Annotated in this window: 18 protein-coding genes and 1 tRNA gene; 4 read left to right on the top strand and 15 right to left on the bottom strand. The window is 61.3% G+C overall.

Annotation, left to right across the window (positions count from 1 at the left end):
- Positions 1-95 precede the first annotated feature (95 nt).
- The gene (locus BQ4436_RS07205) at positions 96-737 is read left to right on the top strand and encodes a GntR family transcriptional regulator (protein ID WP_070479279.1); all 642 of its coding nucleotides are present in this window, start codon (positions 96-98) and stop codon (positions 735-737) included.
- Here BQ4436_RS07205 and BQ4436_RS07200 read toward each other — a convergent pair.
- The 5 genes from BQ4436_RS07200 to BQ4436_RS07180 form a co-directional block, all read right to left on the bottom strand.
- Complete coding sequence (locus BQ4436_RS07200; protein ID WP_070976142.1) at positions 734-2,548, bottom strand: ABC-F family ATP-binding cassette domain-containing protein; 1,815 nt, start codon at positions 2,546-2,548, stop codon at positions 734-736. The genes BQ4436_RS07205 and BQ4436_RS07200 overlap by 4 nt on opposite strands.
- A 17-nt stretch (positions 2,549-2,565) precedes the next feature.
- Positions 2,566-3,558 (bottom strand): 4-(cytidine 5'-diphospho)-2-C-methyl-D-erythritol kinase, encoded by a 993-nt coding sequence (locus tag BQ4436_RS07195; RefSeq protein WP_070362807.1) that lies wholly within the window; start codon positions 3,556-3,558, stop codon positions 2,566-2,568.
- The gene (gene rsmA, locus BQ4436_RS07190; RefSeq protein ID WP_070363551.1) at positions 3,555-4,400 is read right to left on the bottom strand and encodes a 16S rRNA (adenine(1518)-N(6)/adenine(1519)-N(6))-dimethyltransferase RsmA; all 846 of its coding nucleotides are present in this window, start codon (positions 4,398-4,400) and stop codon (positions 3,555-3,557) included. The genes BQ4436_RS07195 and rsmA overlap by 4 nt, the downstream gene beginning before the upstream one ends.
- 11 nt (positions 4,401-4,411) lie before the next feature.
- Positions 4,412-5,530 (bottom strand): resuscitation-promoting factor, encoded by a 1,119-nt coding sequence (locus BQ4436_RS07185; RefSeq protein ID WP_070362808.1) that lies wholly within the window; start codon positions 5,528-5,530, stop codon positions 4,412-4,414.
- A 188-nt stretch (positions 5,531-5,718) separates the two neighbouring features.
- Positions 5,719-6,558, bottom strand: a complete 840-nt coding sequence (locus BQ4436_RS07180; RefSeq protein ID WP_070362809.1) for a TatD family hydrolase — start codon at positions 6,556-6,558, stop codon at positions 5,719-5,721.
- Positions 6,559-6,570: 12 nt separating this feature from the next.
- Here BQ4436_RS07180 and BQ4436_RS07175 point away from each other — a divergent pair, with 12 nt between their 5' ends.
- Positions 6,571-6,981, top strand: a complete 411-nt coding sequence (locus BQ4436_RS07175; protein ID WP_070976140.1) for a DUF3806 domain-containing protein — start codon at positions 6,571-6,573, stop codon at positions 6,979-6,981.
- On the opposite strand, the gene BQ4436_RS07170 is transcribed toward BQ4436_RS07175, so the two are convergent.
- The 4 genes from BQ4436_RS07170 to rsmI all read right to left on the bottom strand — a co-directional run bounded on the left by BQ4436_RS07170 (position 6,962) and on the right by rsmI (position 12,927).
- The gene (locus tag BQ4436_RS07170) at positions 6,962-8,155 is read right to left on the bottom strand and encodes an MFS transporter (protein ID WP_143000850.1); all 1,194 of its coding nucleotides are present in this window, start codon (positions 8,153-8,155) and stop codon (positions 6,962-6,964) included. The genes BQ4436_RS07175 and BQ4436_RS07170 overlap by 20 nt on opposite strands.
- Positions 8,156-8,182: 27 nt before the next feature.
- A complete protein-coding gene (gene metG, locus BQ4436_RS07165) occupies positions 8,183-10,027 on the bottom strand; it encodes a methionine--tRNA ligase (RefSeq protein WP_070363552.1) in 1,845 nt (614 codons plus the stop codon).
- An 89-nt stretch (positions 10,028-10,116) separates the two neighbouring features.
- Positions 10,117-11,934 (bottom strand): BCCT family transporter, encoded by a 1,818-nt coding sequence (locus BQ4436_RS07160; RefSeq protein ID WP_083329489.1) that lies wholly within the window; start codon positions 11,932-11,934, stop codon positions 10,117-10,119.
- Positions 11,935-12,051: 117 nt separating this feature from the next.
- The gene (gene rsmI, locus BQ4436_RS07155; protein ID WP_070976136.1) at positions 12,052-12,927 is read right to left on the bottom strand and encodes a 16S rRNA (cytidine(1402)-2'-O)-methyltransferase; all 876 of its coding nucleotides are present in this window, start codon (positions 12,925-12,927) and stop codon (positions 12,052-12,054) included.
- Positions 12,928-13,045: 118 nt separating this feature from the next.
- On the opposite strand from rsmI, the gene BQ4436_RS07150 reads away from it, so the two are divergent.
- Positions 13,046-14,602 (top strand): dolichyl-phosphate-mannose--protein mannosyltransferase, encoded by a 1,557-nt coding sequence (locus tag BQ4436_RS07150; RefSeq protein ID WP_070976135.1) that lies wholly within the window; start codon positions 13,046-13,048, stop codon positions 14,600-14,602.
- A 4-nt stretch (positions 14,603-14,606) separates the two neighbouring features.
- Here BQ4436_RS07150 and BQ4436_RS07145 read toward each other — a convergent pair whose 3' ends face one another.
- Positions 14,607-15,275, bottom strand: coding sequence for a zf-HC2 domain-containing protein (locus BQ4436_RS07145; RefSeq protein WP_070479267.1), 669 nt, complete (start codon positions 15,273-15,275; stop codon positions 14,607-14,609).
- Positions 15,268-15,675 (bottom strand): DoxX family protein, encoded by a 408-nt coding sequence (locus tag BQ4436_RS07140; RefSeq protein ID WP_070976133.1) that lies wholly within the window; start codon positions 15,673-15,675, stop codon positions 15,268-15,270. The genes BQ4436_RS07145 and BQ4436_RS07140 overlap by 8 nt, the downstream gene beginning before the upstream one ends.
- Positions 15,676-15,728: 53 nt before the next feature.
- On the opposite strand from BQ4436_RS07140, the gene BQ4436_RS07135 reads away from it, so the two are divergent.
- Positions 15,729-16,334 carry a DNA-3-methyladenine glycosylase I gene (locus tag BQ4436_RS07135; protein ID WP_070976131.1) on the top strand — a complete coding sequence of 202 codons (606 nt, stop codon included), beginning with the start codon at positions 15,729-15,731 and terminating at the stop codon, positions 16,332-16,334.
- Here the strand turns inward: BQ4436_RS07135 and BQ4436_RS07130 are convergent.
- The 4 genes from BQ4436_RS07130 to BQ4436_RS07115 form a co-directional block, all read right to left on the bottom strand.
- The gene (locus tag BQ4436_RS07130; protein ID WP_070976129.1) at positions 16,331-16,939 is read right to left on the bottom strand and encodes a cation efflux transmembrane domain-containing protein; all 609 of its coding nucleotides are present in this window, start codon (positions 16,937-16,939) and stop codon (positions 16,331-16,333) included. The genes BQ4436_RS07135 and BQ4436_RS07130 overlap by 4 nt on opposite strands.
- Positions 16,940-17,170: 231 nt before the next feature.
- Positions 17,171-17,243, bottom strand: a tRNA-Ala gene (locus BQ4436_RS07125).
- A 137-nt stretch (positions 17,244-17,380) separates the two neighbouring features.
- Positions 17,381-18,619, bottom strand: a complete 1,239-nt coding sequence (gene glpR / locus BQ4436_RS07120; RefSeq protein WP_070976127.1) for a divisome protein SepX/GlpR — start codon at positions 18,617-18,619, stop codon at positions 17,381-17,383.
- Between the two features lie 94 nt (positions 18,620-18,713).
- Positions 18,714-19,379, bottom strand: a complete 666-nt coding sequence (locus BQ4436_RS07115) for a GNAT family N-acetyltransferase (RefSeq protein ID WP_336621661.1) — start codon at positions 19,377-19,379, stop codon at positions 18,714-18,716.

Genomic DNA, 19,379 nt, shown 5'->3' with positions numbered 1-19,379 from the left:
CAATAGATGCGTTATACTCGTAACAGTTGTCGGCCGATGGTTCTATTTACCATTGCTGACTAGCTTAAATAAATAGTTCTACACTTACGGATGCCATGCTTGCTCAAAACGTTGCCTCTGAGGTCCGCCGCGCGATTTCGCGTGGTGAGTTCTCCCCAGGCCAGAAGCTCAACGAGGTTGCCCTCGCTGAGCGTTTCGAGGTATCCAGAAATACCCTCCGCGAAGCATTTGCAATGCTTACGTCAGAAGGTCTTTGTGAGCGCATTCCGAACCGTGGCGTATTCCTCGCCACTCCTTCCCCGGACTTCGTCACTGACACCTACCGTGCGCGCGCCGCAATCGAGCCTGCGGCTCTCCTTTGGGGCGAAGAGCTCGATGTTGACCGTCTCGAAAAACTCAACACTGAAGCCCGCGAGGCAATCGCACAGGACGACGACGACCTGCTGACTGCTGTGAACCAGGCATTCCACCACGTGGTACTTTCCGCAATGGGTTCGAAGACCCTCGGTGACACCATGGACCAGCTTGACGCGTTCATGCGCTTGGCAACGCTTCCGATTATTCAGCAGCAGCCGTCGTTTAACCGCCAGTTCATCTCCGTCAACGAGCACATTGTGGAGCTGCTGCGCGAAGAAAAGCGCCACGAGGCGTCCGACTACCTGCAGGAAGCACTTCTCGAGCAGGGTCGTATTGTGAACGACCTGATCGAGAAGATCAATAACGGGTACCCAATTTAGTGCTCGAGCTGCTCCCCAAGCTCAAGCCACTCCATCTCTAGCTCATCGCGGCCATCGTTGGTGCGCTGCAATTCCTGCGTCTTCGCGCCGATCGCTTCGAAATCCGGCGCGTCTTCACCCGACATGTCGGCAATCTGCGCTTCCAACTCCTTGGCACGAGTTTCTGCCGTCGCGATCTTGCGCTCAAGCGCTTTCATCCGCTTCCGGATCTTACGTTCTTCCTGCGATGAAAGCCGTGGCTCCTCCACGGGAGCAGCTTTTTCGGCGTTCTCGGTCTTCTCCCCCAAATCGAGTGGACCCGTTTGGGTGTCCATGGCAGCTCGCTGCTCGAGGTATTGCGAAATCCCGCCCGGCAGGTTGCTGAGTGTTCCGTCGCCGAACAACGCGTACGTGGTGTCTGCAATACGCTCGATGAGGTAGCGGTCGTGCGAAATCACCACGAGCGTCCCTGGCCAACCATCAAGCAGGTCTTCCAACTCTTGCAATGTATCGATGTCGAGGTCGTTGGTGGGCTCGTCGAGGAGCAAAACGTTCGGCTCGCTCATCAGCACACGCGTCAGTTGGAGCCGACGACGCTCACCGCCGGAGAGGTCCCCAACAGGTGTGCGCTGGCGCTTCGGGCTGAACCCGAGGCGCTCCGCGAGCTGTGAGGCCGAAACCTCTTTCTTGCCCAACGTGATGTAGTGCGCGACATCCTCCACAGAGTCGAGCACCGTCCTCGTTGGGTCGAGGTCGTCGAGTTCCTGTCGCAGCCACCCAATCCGTGTGGTCAGGCCTTCGATGCGCTTGCCGGCAGCAAGCGGGTAGTCACCGGCAAGCGTCCGCAGCAACGTCGTCTTTCCGGAACCGTTGACACCAACAAGGCCGATGCGCTCGCCCGGCGCGAGCCGCCACGTGAGGTGGTCGACGAGCGTGCGCCCGTCAGGAGCGTCGATACGGGCGTCCTCAAACTCGATGACGACGTTGCCCTGGCGTTGCTTGGAAAACGCCATCAGCTCGACCTTGTCGCGTGGTGGCGGGACATTCGCGATGAGAGCTTCGGCTGCTTCGATGCGGTAGCGCGGTTTTGACGTGCGTGCGGGGGCGCCTCGGCGCAGCCACGCGAGCTCTTTGCGCGCCAAGTTCTGACGACGCTGCTCGATGGCGTCGGCCTGGCGGGCACGCTCGGCGCGGGCGAACGTCCAGTCATTGTAGCCACCCTCGTAGACGTCGACGGTGCCGTCGTGGACCTCCCAGGTCAGCGTAGCGACGGTATCGAGGAACCAGCGGTCGTGCGTAACCACCACGACTGCGAGTTTGCGCTGCATGAGGTGGGATGCCAGCCACTGCACACCCTCGACATCAAGGTGGTTCGTCGGCTCGTCAAGCACGACGAGATCTAAGTCCTGCACAAGGGCCGCGGCGAGGCTCACGCGGCGCCGCTCACCACCAGAAAGCTCCCCGACCGGGGTGTCCAGCCCGAGGGCAGCCACGCCTGTTCCTTGGAGAACCTCTCGCACCTTGCTATTCGACGCCCACTCGTACGTCTCGAGACCCAAGGGTTTGACGACGACGTCGCCGACGGTGGCGTCGTCGTGAATTTCGAAGCGTTGTGTCACCACCGCCATGCGTAGGTCAGAGTTGTGCGACACGCGCCCGCTGTCCGGGGCTTCGATGCCGGTGAGCACCTCAAGCAACGTTGTTTTCCCGCCGCCGTTGACGCCCACGATGCCGATGCGATCGCCGGTCTGGATTCCGAGGGAGACACCGTCGAGCAGTGTTTTTAAGCCCCAGGTTTTGGATACGTTTTCGAGGTTGATCAGGTTCGCCATAGCAAACCCATCGTAGCCTACGCCTCGAGTTGCGCCCCCGCAGACGGGCCGGAAGTACAGAACACCTCGACGCCCTCGACGCTGTCACGCAGCACCGTTTCGAGGGTCCGCGCGGCTTCTTCGTCGAAGCACAGTGCGGCGATCGTCGGCCCGGACCCGGAAACGATCGCTCGGGCTACAAGTTCAGTTTCGGATTCGATGCGTGTGATCAGGGCTGCGATGCGTGGGCGCATCGCCACCGCTGCAGCTTCCAAATCGTTGTGCAGGTGCTTCGCTAGCTCGCGCGGGTCGCCCGTCACGAGTGCCTGCGACAGCGCGGCCGTGTCCAAATGCGGTACGAGCGCCGGGTTGTCGTGGCGCAGATCATCGAGCGTTTCGAAGGCCTTGCCCGTCGAAATCCCAATCTTCGGGTTGCAAAACACCCACCAGTACGTGCCACGTCCGAGGACCTCAACGAGGGCGTCGCCACGCCCGGTGCCAAGCGCTGTGTGGCCGTGGAGTGCGAACGGCACGTCCGCTCCCAGCCCGGCTGCAAGGTCGTAGAGATCTTCTTCGCTGAGCCGCTCACCGCAGTACCGCTCCACGTAGGCGTTCGCCGCGACGAGCCCAGCCGCGGCATCTGCGGAACCGCCCGCCATCCCGCCTGCCACAAACACATGCTTGTCGACGACCAGCTTCGCCTTCGGCAACGACAATCCTTGCACGCCACTGCGGGCCCGGACGGCGTCGACGACGGCATCAACCGCACGCCACGTCAGGTTTCGAGGCGTATCGATATCCTCGTCTGGTACGTCCACGTGGAAGTGCGTCTGCATCCCAACGACCACGGAGCCAGATTCGACGCATGCCGACTCATCCTCGACGACGATGCGAACTCGCTCGCGGCGCTCGACGGCCTGGAAAACCGTTACCAACTCGTGGTAGCCGTCGGCACGCGCGTTGCCGACGCCGAGGTGTAGGTTCACTTTGCCGGGCGCTGATGCAACAAACTCCCGCGTGTTGCCGCTCATCGGGCCTCCCCTAGCCTGACAAAGTCCTCCACTCCAAGCTTCTCGCCACGCAGTCCAGGATCGATGCCGACCTCACGCAGGGCTGCCTCGGCCTCCACGGGGGAACCGTACACCGATGCGAGCGTTGAACGCAGCGTCTTGCGGCGTTGGGCGAAGGCGGCGTCGATAAGTGGGAAAACCTTGTCGCGCACGCTGCGGTCGCGCCCCGGATCGACGTCGATGCGAACAAGCCCGGACTCGATATTCGGAGCCGGCCAGAAGACGTGCTTGCCGATGGTCCCTGCCTGCGAGACCTCGCCATAGAACGCTGCTTTTACGCTAGGAACGCCGTAAATCTTCGTGCCTGGCTTCGCTGCGAGACGATCTGCCACCTCCTTCTGCACCATCACGAGCACGCGGCGAATGGAGGGGAACTCCGCAAGCAGGTGCAACAACACCGGCACAGAAACGTTGTACGGCAGGTTCGCAACGAGGGCCGTTGGCTCCCCGGGAACATCACGCTGCGTAGTCTTCAGTGCATCCATGTGCACGATATCCAGCTTGCTCGCGGCCGAAGGTGCGCGAAGCTCCACGGTTTTACCCAGCTGCTGTGCCAGCCTGTCATCGATCTCAAGCGCTGTCACGTGCGCTGCCTCATCGAGCAGGCCAAGCGTCAGTGACCCGAGACCAGGACCGACCTCGACCACGCGGTCGTCTGGGGAAAGCTCCGCTGCGGCAACGATACGCCGCACGGTATTCGGGTCGTGCACGAAGTTCTGCCCCAGCCGTTTCGTTGGGGTGACACCTAGTGCAGCCGCAAGCTCACGGATTTCTACCGGGCCAAGCAGTTGGGTTTCGCTCATACCTGACGAGGTTAGCGCAACCCCATCCGTGCGGTACATGCAGGCCACGCACCCCACCCCTGGGATGCCTGCGTTTTCTGGGCGATTGCGATCTGCTGCTCGCGGGTCGCCTGGTCAGCGGTCGGCGCGTACTGGGTGCCGCCGTACGCTGCCCACGTCGACGCAGAAAATTGCAAGCCGCCGTGGTAGCCATTACCCGTGTTGATGGACCAGTTGCCGCCAGACTCACACTGCGCCAACGTGTCCCATACCGAACCAGCTGCTACTGCGGGAGCATTCGCCGACTCCTTGGTACCGCGTCGCACCTTCGCCGCCTTCGGCGCACGAACCTCGCGCTCACCTGCAATGCCCTCGGATTCAACCTTGCCATTGACCAGAACGGTCTCGTGGAGAATTTCCTTCTCCCCGTCCTTGCCTTCCTCCAGCACCTCTTCGTTGCCGGTTTCCAGCTCTTCATCATCGACGTACTCAACCGGTGCCTCGATTGGCAGGACCTCAGCACGCTTCACCACGTTGACGCGGTCGAGCACGATCTCCATGTTCGGGTACACCGCGGCATCAAGCGGGTGGTTCAAACGATCATCGGAGTCGAAGGTGATGCCACGGTCCGCGAGGAGCTCGCCTACGGTTTTCTTCGCAACCGACGCGTAGGTCACGTTCCCGCCGTCATTGATCGCGATGATCTTCGGGGTGGTCACGTCGACATTGAGGCCGTCGACAAGCTTGGTGTCCTTGTCCAGGTCCGACGAGGAAGCCGGGGACACACCCACCTCGTCCATGACTTCCCCAACAGTCAGCGCTGTCGAGGTGATTTCCTTTGCCACCCCGTCGACGACGACGGCGACTGGCTTCGCAGTACGAACGGTCACGGTATCGCCGTTCGACAGCTTCTCAGCAGGCGCCGGGTACACAACGTCACTGTCCTTGACCTCAACGCCCGCAGCCTGCAACGCACCCGCGACGTCACCCGAGAAGGTCTTCAGCGAGGTCGCCTCACCGTTGACGTCCACTGTGACGTCCTTCTGCGCGGCGAGCGCCGTGGTGGTACCGGCTGCAATGACAACACCTGCGAGTGCCCCGACGGCGATTCGCTTCGTTGCGGTGTTGTTGTGCTGGATACGCGAGCCCATAAAGCGTCATTCCCCTTCGTCACGAAATAATACTTCGATAACAATACGGTAACTTCTACCGTTTTACCAGCACATGTTTGCACACCATGGTGGACACGTTCACTCGCGCCACGCGATTCACACCACTCACAGCCGACCTGGGACAACGCTTACTTGCGCCCAGTGTGTTCCCGGACACGTGCACAGCATCATCCCAGACCATAGACGCGATCGAAGGTAGCGGATACCTCGCTCGCCAGCGTCTCGACGTCCACTCCCCGAGCTTGCGCAACCACGTGTGCCGTATGCCCAATCAGCGATGGCTCATTGCGCGAACCTCGAAACGGCTCCGGGGTCATATACGGCGCATCGGTTTCGATGAGCAGCTGGCCCACCGGCGCCAGAGCCGCGGCCTCCCGCAGCTCCTCATTGCGCTTAAACGTAACGTTGCCGGCAAAGGAGAGCACATAGCCACGCTCAATCGCCTCCCGCGCCACGTCAAGGGGCGAGGAGAAGCAGTGCAAAATCACATGCTCCGGTTTCGGCGTATCCGCGAGAATCCGCATCATGTCCGCATCCCCCTCACGGTTATGGATCATCAATGCCTTGCCGGAGTCCACGGCGAGCTGAATGTGCCAACGAAACGCCTCTTCTTGCGTGGCAAGGTCAGCGGTGTTCTCGGCGTCGTGGCGGATCCAATACGTATCGATGCCTGTCTCCCCCACCGCAACACACCGAGCGTCCGAGGCCATCTGCGTGAGCCGTTCCCGCGTCGCGTCGTCGAGCTCGGCGGCTCGCGTCGGATGGATCGCGCACGCTGCGAACACGCCCTCATGCATGTGCGCGGCAGCAAGCGCCTGCTCTGCTTCCGCGAGCCCATCGCCCACGGTGCATACCCGCTCCACACCGGCGCTCAACGCACGCTCCATAATCGCATCGATATCCGCCTGCGTGGTGGCTCCGGTAGAGGCCAGGTGGGTGTGGGCGTCGATAAGCCCTGGTATAGGGGCTGCTGGTACTGGTGTCGGGCGAGGTTTCTTTTTGCTCATACGATAGAGCCTATGACATTCCACGCGATTGACGCACAGACCCAAACCAGCATCGACAACGCACTCGCCGAGGCAGCGGCGCAGAGGCTCAATGGCCCTGCACGAGTAATCATCGAGCGGTTCGAAGGGCTACTCGAGGATTTCCTTGCACTTCCCCGCGACGCACAACGCAGCTACCCGCGCGGCGACACAGCCCGTATCGTCGGCACCGCCCTCGGCGACGCATTCGTCCGCGACTACGGATTTACCTGGAAACTCCTGAAAGATGACTACGGCACGGACCTCGTCGTCGTCCGCGATGCCGACACCAACTCCCCCAAATACACCGCCCCCATCATGGTTGTCGACGCCCGCTTCGACGACGACGCAACCGGCAAACTCACCACGTTCCTGGAACAGTTCCTCAGTGGCTTGCAGCACTAAGCTCGTCGTCAATAACGACGTGACGCGCCGCCACGATGCCAACAACCCCCATGACCAACGCCATGATGACCAGCGCGATCAGGATCGGCTGGAACTCCCCAATCCGCCCATAGGCCACGCCAATGAGCAGCGGACCCGTTGCCGCGAGCACGTACCCGACCGGCTGCACAAAACCCGACAGCCGTGCAGTGACTAGCGGGTCGCGTGTGCGCGCCGGGATCAGTGCGATTGCTAGCGGGAAACAGCACCCGCCGAAGCCCAGGAGGAAGCTCCAGCCCAGCGGTGATGCTGCCGGTGCGAAGTACAAACCGAGATACCCAGTGGCCGTCGAGAGCGCAAACAGCACCACCAGCGGCGTCAGCGTCCGCGCGCGAGAGATGACCGTCGGCAGCACAAGCCCACCAACCATGCCTACCGCGCCAAGCAGCCCGAGTCCCGTGGCTGCGGTGGAAGGGGCAACCCCGGCGTCAATGAAAATGGCGGGCAACCACCCCATCTGGATATACGCGCTGGTTGACTGCAACCCGAAGAAGAGCATCAAGGCCACCGCAGTGAGCGACTTCCACACCGGCGCTTCTGGCGTAGCAACCGCGCCGTCCTGCGGGGTCGAAGCCTTGCTCCCGGGGATGTCCCTCCCGAATTTGAAGAGCACAAATACCCAAACCGCCAGCTGCACGACAGCCGTCACCGCCCACAGGCCGAGTGCCGACTGCCACGAGGGTGTCACCAACGCGCTGAGCGGGCCAGCCGCCGACGATAAGCCCAGGGTTACGGAGTACACCGTAGTCAGGGCGACGATGTAGCGCCCACCGTGCTGCTTGATCCACGCAGGCAGCAACACGTTCATAAGTGCGATGGCGCCGGCCGCGCCCACCGTCGCGAGTAAGAACATCGCGATATCGGGTGCGAAGGGGCGCAACCCCAAGCCCGCGGTCAGCAACCCCGCAGCGCCCAGAATGACGGGGGTGAGGCCAAACCGCCGCGCAATCGGTACCGCACAGATACCGACCAGGAAGAAGAGCGTGCCGGGGATCGCCGTGATGACGCCACCGACCCATGCCGGGGCGTCATAGTATGCGCTGACCTGGTCAAGTACAGACCCGACGGAGGCAATGCCCGCACGCAAATTCAGTGAGGCACTAATGACAGCGACGAAAAGTACAAGAGCAAACACTCGAAGCACTCTAGCGCTGCCGCAGCGTTACTGCACAGGCGCCCACTCCGGGCCGGTCTCCCCGAGCTCCGGATCGAGCTTCGCCACCAGTGGCTTCGGCTTCGACAGTGCCACGCCGGGCTCCATTGGCACGCGCTTCCATGTCGCCTGCTGCTCGGAGTAGTCGCCGGTGATGGTGAGGTAGGTCTGGCCGCGCTCCGGCAGGCCGACGCCGACGAGATCGTAGTCAGCGTCATCGCGAACCTCAACGATGGACGGCTCTGCCGCCCACACACCAGTCCGGCCGAGGGTCTCGTGTACCTTCTGCGCCGTGTGCGGAAGGAACGGGGTCAGCATCGCATTGCAGTCGCTGACCACCTGCAGTGCGGTCCACAGGACCGTCGCCAGACGAGTGCGCTGTTCCGGATCCTTCGCGAGCTTCCACGGCTCCTGGTCCGCGATGTACGCGTTGGTCTCCCCGACCACGTGCATGATCTTGGTGATCGCGCTCTTAAAGTGAGCCTCGGCCAAGTCCTTGCCTGCGGAAACAAACGTGGATTCCGCCAATTCAAGGATTTTCTCGTCCACTTCGGCGAGCTCTCCTGGTTCTGGAACCTCGCCGAAGTTCTTGTGCGCCATCGACACAGTGCGGTTGACCAGGTTGCCCCAGCCATTCGCCAGCTCGTTGTTCACGCGACGCACGAACTCGTCCCAGGTGAAGTCCGTGTCGTTGTTCTCCGGTCCGGCCACCGCAATGAAGTAGCGCAACGGGTCCGCACCGAACTCTTTCAGGAAGTCCTTGACATAGATGACTACGCCCTTCGAAGACGAGAACTTCGAACCGGACATGGTCAGGAACTCCGAGGACACAACCTCAGTCGGAAGATTCAGGGTGCCCAGCTCGTGTTCCTGTCCACCATGCGAGCCCTTGCCCGCGTAGCCGAGCAGCTCCGCTGGCCAGATCTGTGAGTGGAACGTGATGTTGTCCTTGCCCATGAAGTAGTAGCTCGCCGTTTCTGGGTCCTGCCAGAACGTCTTCCACGCATCCGGGTTACCGCTTCGCTCCGCCCACTCAATCGAGGCAGACAAGTAGCCGACCACCGCGTCAAACCATACATAGAGCTTCTTCGATGGGTTGTCCTGCCAGTCCTCGACCGGGATAGGGATGCCCCAGTCGATGTCACGCGTCATTGCGCGCGGACGCATGTCCTCCAAGAGGTTCAACGAGAACTTCAGCACGTTCGGGCGCCACTTCTCACGGGTGCTCAGCCACGTCTTCAACGCGTCGTGCAGCGCCGGGAGATCCAGCATGAAGTGCTCGGTCTCAACAAACTTCGGCGTCTCGCCGTTGATCTTGGAGACAGGGTTGATCAGATCTGCTGGGTCCAGCTGGTTACCGCAGGTATCGCACTGGTCACCACGAGCGTCAGTCGCGCCGCAGATTGGGCAGGTGCCCTCAATGTAGCGGTCCGGCAGCGTACGGCCATTCGAAGGAGAGATCGCGCCCTGCGTCGTCTCCTTGATCATGTAACCGTTGGCGTACAGTCCCTTAAACAGCTGCTGCACCACGGCATAGTGGTTACGAGTCGACGTGCGAGTAAACAGGTCGTAGGACAGACCCAAACCGGCCAAGTCGTGCACGATCTGTTCGTTGTAGCGGTCTGCGAGCTCCTTGACGCTCACGCCTTCCTTGTCCGCCTGCACCAACAGCGGGGTCCCGTGTTCGTCGGTGCCGGAGACCATCAGGACGTTGTTGCCAGCCATACGCTGATAGCGCGCAAACACGTCAGAAGGTACCCCGAAACCAGCTACGTGGCCGATGTGGCGGGGGCCGTTCGCATATGGCCACGCAACGCACACAAGGATATTTTTTTGAGTCTTCGCAGAAGTCATGCCCTTAAGCATAAGTTATGGCCCCGACACAACCCATGTTTCGGGTCATATCGGGGCCATGAGCGGTATTCACCGCAGGATGTCAGAGCTTAGTTACGCGGACGCAACATGCGCTTGACCTGCTCCTTCTTCCTATCAAGCTCGAGCTGGTCGCGGTGCATACGGCGTTCAATAGCCAACTGGCGGTTGAAGCGATCCTGTTCCTTCTTGTCCAGGTAAATAGTGTCGTTGGACACGTCCTTCACAATCGCGAACATCAGCAAGATCAGGATGAGCAAGAACGGCGTTGCTGCGACAATCGTCACCGACTGCAGCGCACCCAGCGCGTCAGAGCCGCCAGCGATCAGCAGCGTCAGGCCAACGAATGCGGTGCCAAGGCCCCAGACAGCTGCGATCCATGGGTTCGCATCCGACTTACCGTTCTGCGACATAGACGCCATCACGGTCGAAGCCGAGTCCGCCGAAGTAATAAAGAACGTACCCAGCAGGATCACCGCGAAAATACCAATGTAGAAGCCACCAGGCAGCTGGTGCAGCAGGTTAAACAGCTGCTCCTCAGAGGTACCTTCACCGTAGATGGAGCGGCCCTCCTGCTCGAACTTGATCGCAGTACCACCGAAGATTGCGAACCACACGGTGGACAGGCCTGCCGGGATCAGCATGACACCGAGGCAGAACTCGCGGATGGTGCGGCCACGGGAAATACGTGCCAGGAAGGTACCAACGAATGGTGACCAGGAAATCCACCATGCCCAGTAGAAGATGGTCCAACCGGACAGGAAGTCTCCTGCTTCACCGTTCTGATTCTCAGCGGTACGGCCAGCCATCTCAAAAAACTGGGACAGGTATGCGCCGACGCCCGTCGGCAAGAAGTTCAGGGTGCTGACGGTTGGGCCGAAGACGAACACGAAAATAGCCAGCAACGCAGCAATCGCCATATTGAAGTTCGACAGCCACTGGATCCCCTTGCCGACGCCCGACATCGCGGACAGCAGGAATGCAAGAGTCAGGACGGACACGATGCCGACCGTCAGCTTCGTCGACGGCGAATCCACAAAGCCGGAAGCGTTCAGGCCCGAGCTAATCTGCATCGCGCCCAAGCCCAGCGAACATGCGGTACCGAAAATCGTTGCAAAAATTGCAAAACCATCAATGAGCTTGCCCCAGAAACCGTTCACGCCCTTTTCACCAATCAGCGGGATGAAGGCGCTAGAGAGCAGTTGCTTGCGGCCGAGGCGGAACGTCGAGTACGCGATCGCAAGGCCCAAGACCGCGTAAATCGCCCATGGGTGCAGGCTCCAGTGGAACATTGTCTGCGCGAGCGCAGTGCCCACTTCGTGTGGCTGGTGGCCAGGGACACCATCGCGGTACATCGCCAGCGGCTCAGACGCACCGTAGAACATCAGACCAATGCCCATGCCTGCCGCGAACATCATCGCAATCCATGACGACGTTCTAAACTCCGGTTGTTCGTCCGACTTGCCCAGGCGGATCGTACCGAAGTTCGAAAACGCGATTACCAAGACAAAGAACACAAAAATCGTGCCGAAGAGCACGAACGCCCAGCCAAGGTTGTTAATCACCCAGCTGAAGGACGTATCAGCAAAGCTCGAGAAACTATCTGTTGCTAACAGGCCCCAAGCGACGACGGCCGCCACCACGACGAGAAGCGGAACAACGATGCTCCAGTCAATCTTCGCGTTCTCGTCCTCCGCAGCAAGCTCAACCTGCTCCTCTGCGTCGACCGATTCTTTACGCTCCCCGCGCCGCTCTGCAACGATGAGCTCGGCAAGCTCGCTCGTCGCAGACGGTGCGGCAATTTCGGTTTCATCGGAATTTATCTGTTCAGTACTCCGAGTTTCTGCATCAGGATCATGCGGATCCTGGGTCAGGTCTCCCTGAGACATGAAAAATTCTCCTCAATTCCATAGAAAATAAGAAAGCTTTAGCAGGTTAACTGAATTCGGCTGCTATATCTAATCCAATTCGTCCACGTAGTGCCCATTTTCAGCCAAAAAGTCTGACTATTCCGCGCTGCGAGCTTCCTGAGCGAGGTCATATAATTCGCCCGATTTCACCCCGTGCTGCTTCGCGATAGTCTTCACTGCATCCTTCATCCGCATACCCCCGCTTACCAGCTCTAAGACGAGTTCCACAAGGTCTTCGGGCTCCGCTGTTGCGGCGTCACCGCCCTCGATGACAACGGTGACTTCTCCCCTCACTCCGTCCTTGGCCCACTCGGCGAGTTCACCAAGTGTCGCGCGCTTTACTTCTTCGTACGTTTTTGTCAGTTCGCGGCACACCGCTGCACGTCGATCGCGGCCGAGGACCGAAGCGGCGTCGGCAAGCGTCTGTGCCAGTCGGTGCGGTGATTCGAAGAAGCACACGGCGCGCGGTTGGTGCACAAGCTCCTTGAGCCAGGCTTCCCGCGCGCCTGCCTTGCGTGGAGCAAAGCCATCGAAGATGAAGTGCCCTACATGCAAGCCTGAGAGCGCAAGCGCCGTCGTGACAGCAGAGGGGCCAGGCAGGCAAGTCACGGTGACGCCGGCGTCGTGTGCCGCTGCAACGAGTGAAAGGCCAGGGTCGGACACAATCGGCATGCCGGCGTCGGTCACCACGAGCACAACGCCATTGCGAGCAGCCACGAGCAACTCGTCCCGCCGCTGCTCTTCGTTGTGGTCAAAATTCGAGATGATCTTCCCACGCGGTTCCACCCCCAAGGCTGCCGCTAGCGCGCGGGTGCGCCGCGTATCCTCCGCCGCAATCACGTCTGCGTTCGCGAGTGCGTGCTGAAGCCGCTGCGAGGCGTCATCAATATTGCCGAGCGGCGTAGCGGCCAGCACTACCCCACGTGTTGGAAACTGGTGTTGCAACGTCGCTTGAGTGTCTGCACTATCCATGCAATAGATACTAGGTGCAGCTACAGATAATGCGGCGAACACAGTAGTATCCATTCACGTGAATACCAATGCGCCCATCGATACCGTCCAGAGTGAAGCGTCGCCAACGCCCGCGTTGATGAAGCCTGGCAGGCCCCAGCCGGGAGCACCAGTCAGTGTGCCATGGCATCGCAGGGACACCGTGACGCTGGCGGTACTGACGGTCCTCGCGCTGTTCACCCGCTTCCTCGGGCTGGTGCAGCCGACGTCTTCTGGCACCCCGGTCTTCGACGAGAAGCACTACGTGCCGCAGGGCTGGGACATGGTGCGCAGCTCCTTTAACCCAGTGCTGGGCGGCATCGAGTCCAACCCCGGCTATGGACTGGTGGTGCACCCGCCGCTGGGCAAGCAGCTCCTCGCGCTTGGTGAAACCATCTTCGGCTACACCCCGATGGGTTGGCGCATCATGACGGCGCTCTTTGGTACCGCAGTCATCGTGTTCACGTTCCTGCTCGCTCGCCGCGTGAGCCAGTCGACGTCGATCGCAGCCATCGCAGGCGTCATCGCGCTTTTCGACGGCGTGCTGCTGGTCGCAGCCAAATTCGGCATGCTGGACATCTTCCAGGTGCTGTTCATCGTCGCCGCCGCGTGGACGCTCGCAGGTGACATGCGTCAGGTGCACCAGCGTTGGCACGACGCCTGGCTGTCAGGTGCTGTGCAGTCCTCGGGTCCGTACGGGCCGCGCCTCGGGTTCCGCTGGTGGCGTTTCGCAACCGGTGTGTTGCTCGGACTGGCACTCGGTGTGAAGTGGTCGGGGCTGTACTACATCGCGTTCTACGGCCTAATGTCTGCGTTTTGGGATCTGTGGCTGCGAAAGCGTTATGGCGTCGAGAAGCCACTGGCTGGCGCACTGGTGCGCGACGTGCCCTCTGCACTCGCCTCGATCGTGCTGTTGCCCGCACTCCTCTATATCTGGTCGTGGCGCGCATGGTTCGCCTCTGAGACTTCTGTGTACCGCCACTCCCTGGCGGACGGCACGATCGCAGGATCCGACTGGCCATGGCTGGCCAACCTGCCGGATGCCGCTGCTGGATGGCTGTACTACCACTTCTCCGTGCTTGAGTTCCACGGCTCCCTCACGAGCTCTAGCGGGCACTCGCACCCATGGGACTCCAAGCCGTGGGCGTGGCTCGTCGCAGCACGCCCGATCCTCTACTACTCCTCCACCGACATCGAGTGCGGCGACGGCAACACCTGCCGCGAAATGATTTCGCTGTTCGGCACCCCGGCGATCTGGTGGCTCACCATCCCCGTGTTGCTGTGGGCAGCGTGGGTCTGGATTACCCGACGCGACTTCCGCGTCATCGTGCCAGTCATCGGCTTCGCCGCAGGCTTCCTGCCGTGGCTTGCGGCGTTCGACCGCCAGATGTATTTTTTCTACGCCACCGCGCTCATTCCGTTTACCGCAGTGCTGCTCGCGCTGGCGCTCGGAAACATCGCGAAGAAAGGCACGCTACGGGAACCTAAGTGGCTGGTGAAGCTGACCGGCGCCCCGATTCGCACCGGCCAAATCATCGTGATTGTCTACCTCGCCGTTGTGGCGGCAAGCTTCGTCTACTGGGGCCCGATCCTGTACGGCCTTCGAGTCACCGACGGCTACTACGAGTCCCTCATGTGGTTCCCGAGCTGGAAATAGTTCGCTAGAGGCCGGTCGGGTCTGCGTTGAGCAAATGCCACGCGCGGCGCATGGCCACGCCTTTGTCCGCGATCCACGTCCAGGCGAGCGCCAACAACGCGATTCCCGGAGCGATGACCGTCATCGGTGCCACTGCTCCGATACGCTGCACAGCATCAAGCACCGCAAACCCCAGGGTAAACGTGAACATCGTCCCCACGATCAACACGATGCCGGGGATCTGGGCAGGCTTCCAGGACGCGAGCCCCAACGACAGGCCCACGCCGAAGCGGACCGCAACCCCCATCAGCGTGGCTGCGGCGACCTCGGGAGTCTGCGCCAACGCCTCGCCCACACCGACGACCCCAACGATGGCCCACACAATCCAGCACACCGCGATCGCACACAGCGCGGCCCTGCCAATCATCACGTTGACTTGTCGGCGCTGCATCATCGCGTGCCACGGGTCGTTGACCCCGGCGAGGATCGCATCAGCGAGGTCGCTCGGAGGAGCCACATTGCCGTCAACCTCTGCAAAGCGCACCGTCTGCGACAAGGAAAGCGCCTGCTCCCAAAACGCGGCGCACTCCTCGCACTGCGCCAGGTGGGCGTCCACGATGGCGTCGTCAAGCGATGGTTGCTCCCCGTCGAGCCGCGCGGACAGGCAGGCCTGAATCTCGTCATGGCTAATCACGTGTAAGCACCCCGTCCAAGCTTGCGCGCCCCGGCCCGAACACGATGACCACGAACAACGCCGCGGCGAGCACCATCGTGTATTCAATACCGCCATCGGCAATGAAGAAACCGTTGCTCAAATGCACGAAGTAGGTTGCCGCCACCGCCAACAATGCAAGTACCGACGCGACGATCGTAGTCAGCAGACCAATGACGAGGAACGCTCCCCCAACCAGCTCAACGAATCCCGCCAGGTACGCCGACAGCGTCGGCTGAGGCACCCCAATCGCCGCAAAGTCCTCCGCAGTGCGCCGCATTCCCAGCTCAAACCAGCGCTGGTACCCACGCGCAACAAACACGATCCCGAGCACCGCGCGGATGACTAAGAGCGCAAAATCTCGAACTGCTGGCCTGTTCATGCACACTAGAGTACTCAAGGAACCGAACTAGACAGAAAAACGTCAAACTACGTATGGATAAAGAAACGAAGCAACAATTCCCAATCACCGGCGACGACGGACTCAGCCGCCCACCCTGGGCCGCACACGATCCGCTCCTACGCCACTACTACGACACCGAATGGGGCATGCCCATCCGCGACGAGGCCGGAATGTTCGAGCGCCTCTGCCTCGAGGGGTTCCAAGTCGGATTGTCGTGGAAGCTCATTCTGCAAAAGCGCGACGCCCTACGCGAAGCCTTCTACGGATTCGACCCCGACGCCCTCGCACGGATGGACTCAATCGAACATCTTCTTGACGACGCCTCCCTGATCCGCAACCGGCGCAAACTCCAGGCGGTGCTCACCAACGCGTCCGCCACCCGCGAGTTGCGGGAATCCGGCACGGATCTTGCAACCTTTATCTGGTCCTACCAGCCAGAAACCACACCTGCACCCCGCACAATGGAGGAGGTTCCAACGCAGTCTGAGGAGTCACGCCGCCTCGCGCGCGATCTGAAGAAGCGCGGCTTCACCTTCGTCGGCCCCGTCACGATGTACGCGCTCATGGAATCCACCGGCATCATCGACACGAACTTGGTCGGCACGCACCGGCGAGGAGCCTCCGGGGTGTGGAGCTAGTCCTCATCCATCTCTGCGAAGGCTTCCTCCACCGAGTCGTACTCCTCGCGGGACGCCTCCCAGACTTCCTTCGCAGCTGAGAAGTTCACCGCTGCGATGATGGCGCCAACGATGATGTCGAACCAGGCAGTGGACCACACGAACGTCAGCAACCCGGCCGCAATGATGAGCAGGTTCGCCAGTGCGTCGTTGCGCGCCGCCAGCCACGCCCCCGTCGCCAACGACGACCCCTGGTCCCGCAGCCTCAGCAGAATCACCGCGCACACGACATTCACCACGAGCGCACCAACCGCGACCCCCGTAAGGCCCTCCGGCGATGGCGGCTCCGGGTCCAGCACCTTCGCAACAACGGTCACCACCGCCGCGACCGCCGGAATCAGAATCAACGCCGCCAACACACTGCCCGCCGTACGACGCCGCGATGCCGGCCAAGCGACCGCGAAGAACACCAGGAAGTTAATCGCTGTATCCTCCAGGAAGTCCGCCGAGTCCGCAAACAACGACGCCGACCCAATCGAGACAGCCGCCACAAACTCAACGAAGAAGTACGCCAAGTTCAGCAGCGCAACCACCAGTACTGCTCGGCGGATCCGTTCTGTAGCCACGAGGTTCTCCTTTTCTTCGGCTGTCTTGCGTGTAGCACTCCTGTAGCACTCTAGCGACGTTGGTTGCTCTGTTCTAAGCGTTCCTGAACGTTGGCTGGGCACCGCAATCCACTAGCCCAATCATGCGACCTGGGCTTTTGCCAGCCCGCTTGCCGAAAAACCCGGAATTTGGAGCCAGCACAAACACAACAAAACCCCAGGCCACCAACGACCTGGGGTTTTACGGAACTGTGGAGCTAAGGGGAATCGAACCCCTGACCTTCGCATTGCGAACGCGACGCTCTACCAACTGAGCTATAGCCCCTCGCTGGAGAAGAGGTTACTCCTCTTCTCCGCTGATGCTAAATCGTCCGGTTACCCAGGCGATTTAGCTCGCTCGTGGGGTGCGGTTGCCGTCCTCGCCGTATGGGTAGGGGCGAGTATCCGTGGGGTCTTCGAAGATCACGGAGGATGCTTCGGGGAGGTCGGCGAAGTCGGGGTGGGCGTCGTCAAGGTCGATGGCGACGGATTCACCGTATCGACGTGGCCACTCCTGCCTGGGGTGCGTCGAATCTGCAGTAGCGACGCCGAGGCGGGCGCGGCGCAGCTGGCGCATGCGGCGGCGGGGGAGCTGTGTCTTATACACATCCAGGAGGGTATAAGAGACAGGCGCGGATGACTAAGAGCGGAAAATCTCGAACCGCTTGCCCGTTCACGCACACCAGCGGACCCAAGGGACCCGAGGGCGCGGCGCAGCTGGCGCATGCGGCGGCGGTGCAGCGCGCGCTCCTGCCGGACGACGCTACGAAGCACGACCATAAACCAGACGGTCAGGGCGACGGAGGCCGCCGGCAGGATCCATGTCCAGCCGCCTGCGACGAACGCGACCACAAACGTGATCACGCAGGCGATGATGAGGCCAAGGAACGTGCGCTGACGGCGCATGAAGCGATCTTCGCGCGCTCTGCGCGCGCGGTCGGGGTCCCACCCGCCACGGCCACGGCGGGCCTCAGCGAACGCAAGGTCTTCGTCAGTGACGGCGACCTCTTCCTCTTGAGCGCCCTGCTGGTCCTCGACGTCCTCCGAGGCAATCTCTTCGACGTCCATTTCCGCCGTGACCCCGGTGTCGTATCCGAAGTCTGCTGTGGAGTAGTACGAATCCGGGATGCTTTCAGCTTCTGCTGCCGAGGCTGCCGAATCCTCCGCAGCGCTGAGCTCTACAGCCTCAGCGTCGTCGGAAGCATCGTCCAAAGCATCCTCCACCGCATCTGCAGACTCAGCCTCAGCGGTCTCGGCCTCAACCGACTCGTCCTCGGCTGGTTCCGCTTCGATGACCTCTCCCTCAATAACGTTTGAGTCGGTATCTTCTTCGGAGCCAGCGTCTTCCTGGTTCTTCGAGAAGAAGTTTCGGATGACCGCACTGTCATCGATGAGCACTTCGCTGGCAGCTGGCTCGTGTTCGACGGCTTCGACGAGTTCCACGTCCGCAGTGTCTTCGTCGTGCAGGTGCACGTCCGCAGCGGTCACGCGTGGGCGGCGACGAACCTCCATGGGTTCCGTACCACCGGTGTGCAGGACCCTCGTCTCGTCGTACCCTTCGCCGGAGCGGCGAATTGGTTTGTTGTTGCCAAATACGAGTGGTGCCAGCACGATGACCCACACGACGATCATCAAGATAATGATCAAGCTCGGGCTACCCATACAGCGAAGCCACCTTCCTAAAACTACCCTCGAAACTGACCTTTAACGGTAGCGAGCAATCCGCTCTTCCGGCCCGAGCCACGCCGGGGCCGCGTCATCGAATTCGGCCGGAACGCCGCAGCCTGTCTACGGCCGTGGTCGGGTAGTCATCTTCGGTCATTGCGACGAAGTAGTGGTCGCGCCAACGGCCGTCGATATGAATGTTTCCCCGCATGAATCCTTCTTCGCGGAAACCCACGGTCTGCAGGACGTGGCCGCTGGCCGGGTTGTCTGGAAGGTACGTCGCAGTCACGCGGTGCAGGCCCACCCGCGCAAAGGTGTGGTCAACGCCCAAGGCGCACGCGGCCGTGGCGACGCCGCGCCCTTGATACGGGCTGTGCACCCAGTAGCCGATCCAGCACTCGTCGACGGTTCCGCGCTGAATACCGCCGAGGGTCAGTTGGCCGGCAAAGTGGCCGTCGACCTCTATCACCATCGGTACGACGGTGCCATCTGCAGCCATTTCTTTGAGCATCGTCCACTGCCCCGCCCAAGCGCTCTTGGTGTGAGCAGCTTCCCATGTGGAATGGATCGTTGGTTCTACCGGCTGCAACCACTGCTGGTCGAGCAGGCGGGTACGGCACCATTCCCCGCCATCCTGCAAGCGCAGGGGCCGCAGCGTGACGGTTTCTCCACTCGGAAGTCTGACGAACGGGGTGCGTTCGGGCCAACCAGGTGTGGGTCCGTGCAGCCAAGTTTCAATCCTTCGCAGCAGGCCCAA

It is taken from the genome of Corynebacterium sp. MC3, assembly GCF_900099485.1.
GTDB classification, from domain to species: Bacteria; Actinomycetota; Actinomycetes; order Mycobacteriales; family Mycobacteriaceae; genus Corynebacterium; species Corynebacterium pseudogenitalium.
The sequence above is the reverse complement of the archived record's forward strand: the minus strand, read 5'-3'. Positions and strand labels throughout refer to the sequence as shown.

Coding starts and splice junctions, on each gene's coding strand:
- BQ4436_RS07205 (WP_070479279.1), top strand. CDS start 96: ATGCTTGCTCAAAACGTTGCCTCTGAGGTCCGCCGCGCGATTTCGCGT.
- BQ4436_RS07200 (WP_070976142.1), bottom strand. CDS start 2,548: ATGGCGAACCTGATCAACCTCGAAAACGTATCCAAAACCTGGGGCTTA.
- BQ4436_RS07195 (WP_070362807.1), bottom strand. CDS start 3,558: ATGAGCGGCAACACGCGGGAGTTTGTTGCATCAGCGCCCGGCAAAGTG.
- rsmA (WP_070363551.1), bottom strand. CDS start 4,400: ATGAGCGAAACCCAACTGCTTGGCCCGGTAGAAATCCGTGAGCTTGCG.
- BQ4436_RS07185 (WP_070362808.1), bottom strand. CDS start 5,530: ATGGGCTCGCGTATCCAGCACAACAACACCGCAACGAAGCGAATCGCC.
- BQ4436_RS07180 (WP_070362809.1), bottom strand. CDS start 6,558: ATGAGCAAAAAGAAACCTCGCCCGACACCAGTACCAGCAGCCCCTATA.
- BQ4436_RS07175 (WP_070976140.1), top strand. CDS start 6,571: ATGACATTCCACGCGATTGACGCACAGACCCAAACCAGCATCGACAAC.
- metG (WP_070363552.1), bottom strand. CDS start 10,027: ATGACTTCTGCGAAGACTCAAAAAAATATCCTTGTGTGCGTTGCGTGG.
- BQ4436_RS07160 (WP_083329489.1), bottom strand. CDS start 11,934: ATGTCTCAGGGAGACCTGACCCAGGATCCGCATGATCCTGATGCAGAA.
- rsmI (WP_070976136.1), bottom strand. CDS start 12,927: ATGGATAGTGCAGACACTCAAGCGACGTTGCAACACCAGTTTCCAACA.
- BQ4436_RS07150 (WP_070976135.1), top strand. CDS start 13,046: ATGAAGCCTGGCAGGCCCCAGCCGGGAGCACCAGTCAGTGTGCCATGG.
- BQ4436_RS07140 (WP_070976133.1), bottom strand. CDS start 15,675: ATGAACAGGCCAGCAGTTCGAGATTTTGCGCTCTTAGTCATCCGCGCG.
- BQ4436_RS07135 (WP_070976131.1), top strand. CDS start 15,729: ATGGATAAAGAAACGAAGCAACAATTCCCAATCACCGGCGACGACGGA.
- glpR (WP_070976127.1), bottom strand. CDS start 18,619: ATGGGTAGCCCGAGCTTGATCATTATCTTGATGATCGTCGTGTGGGTC.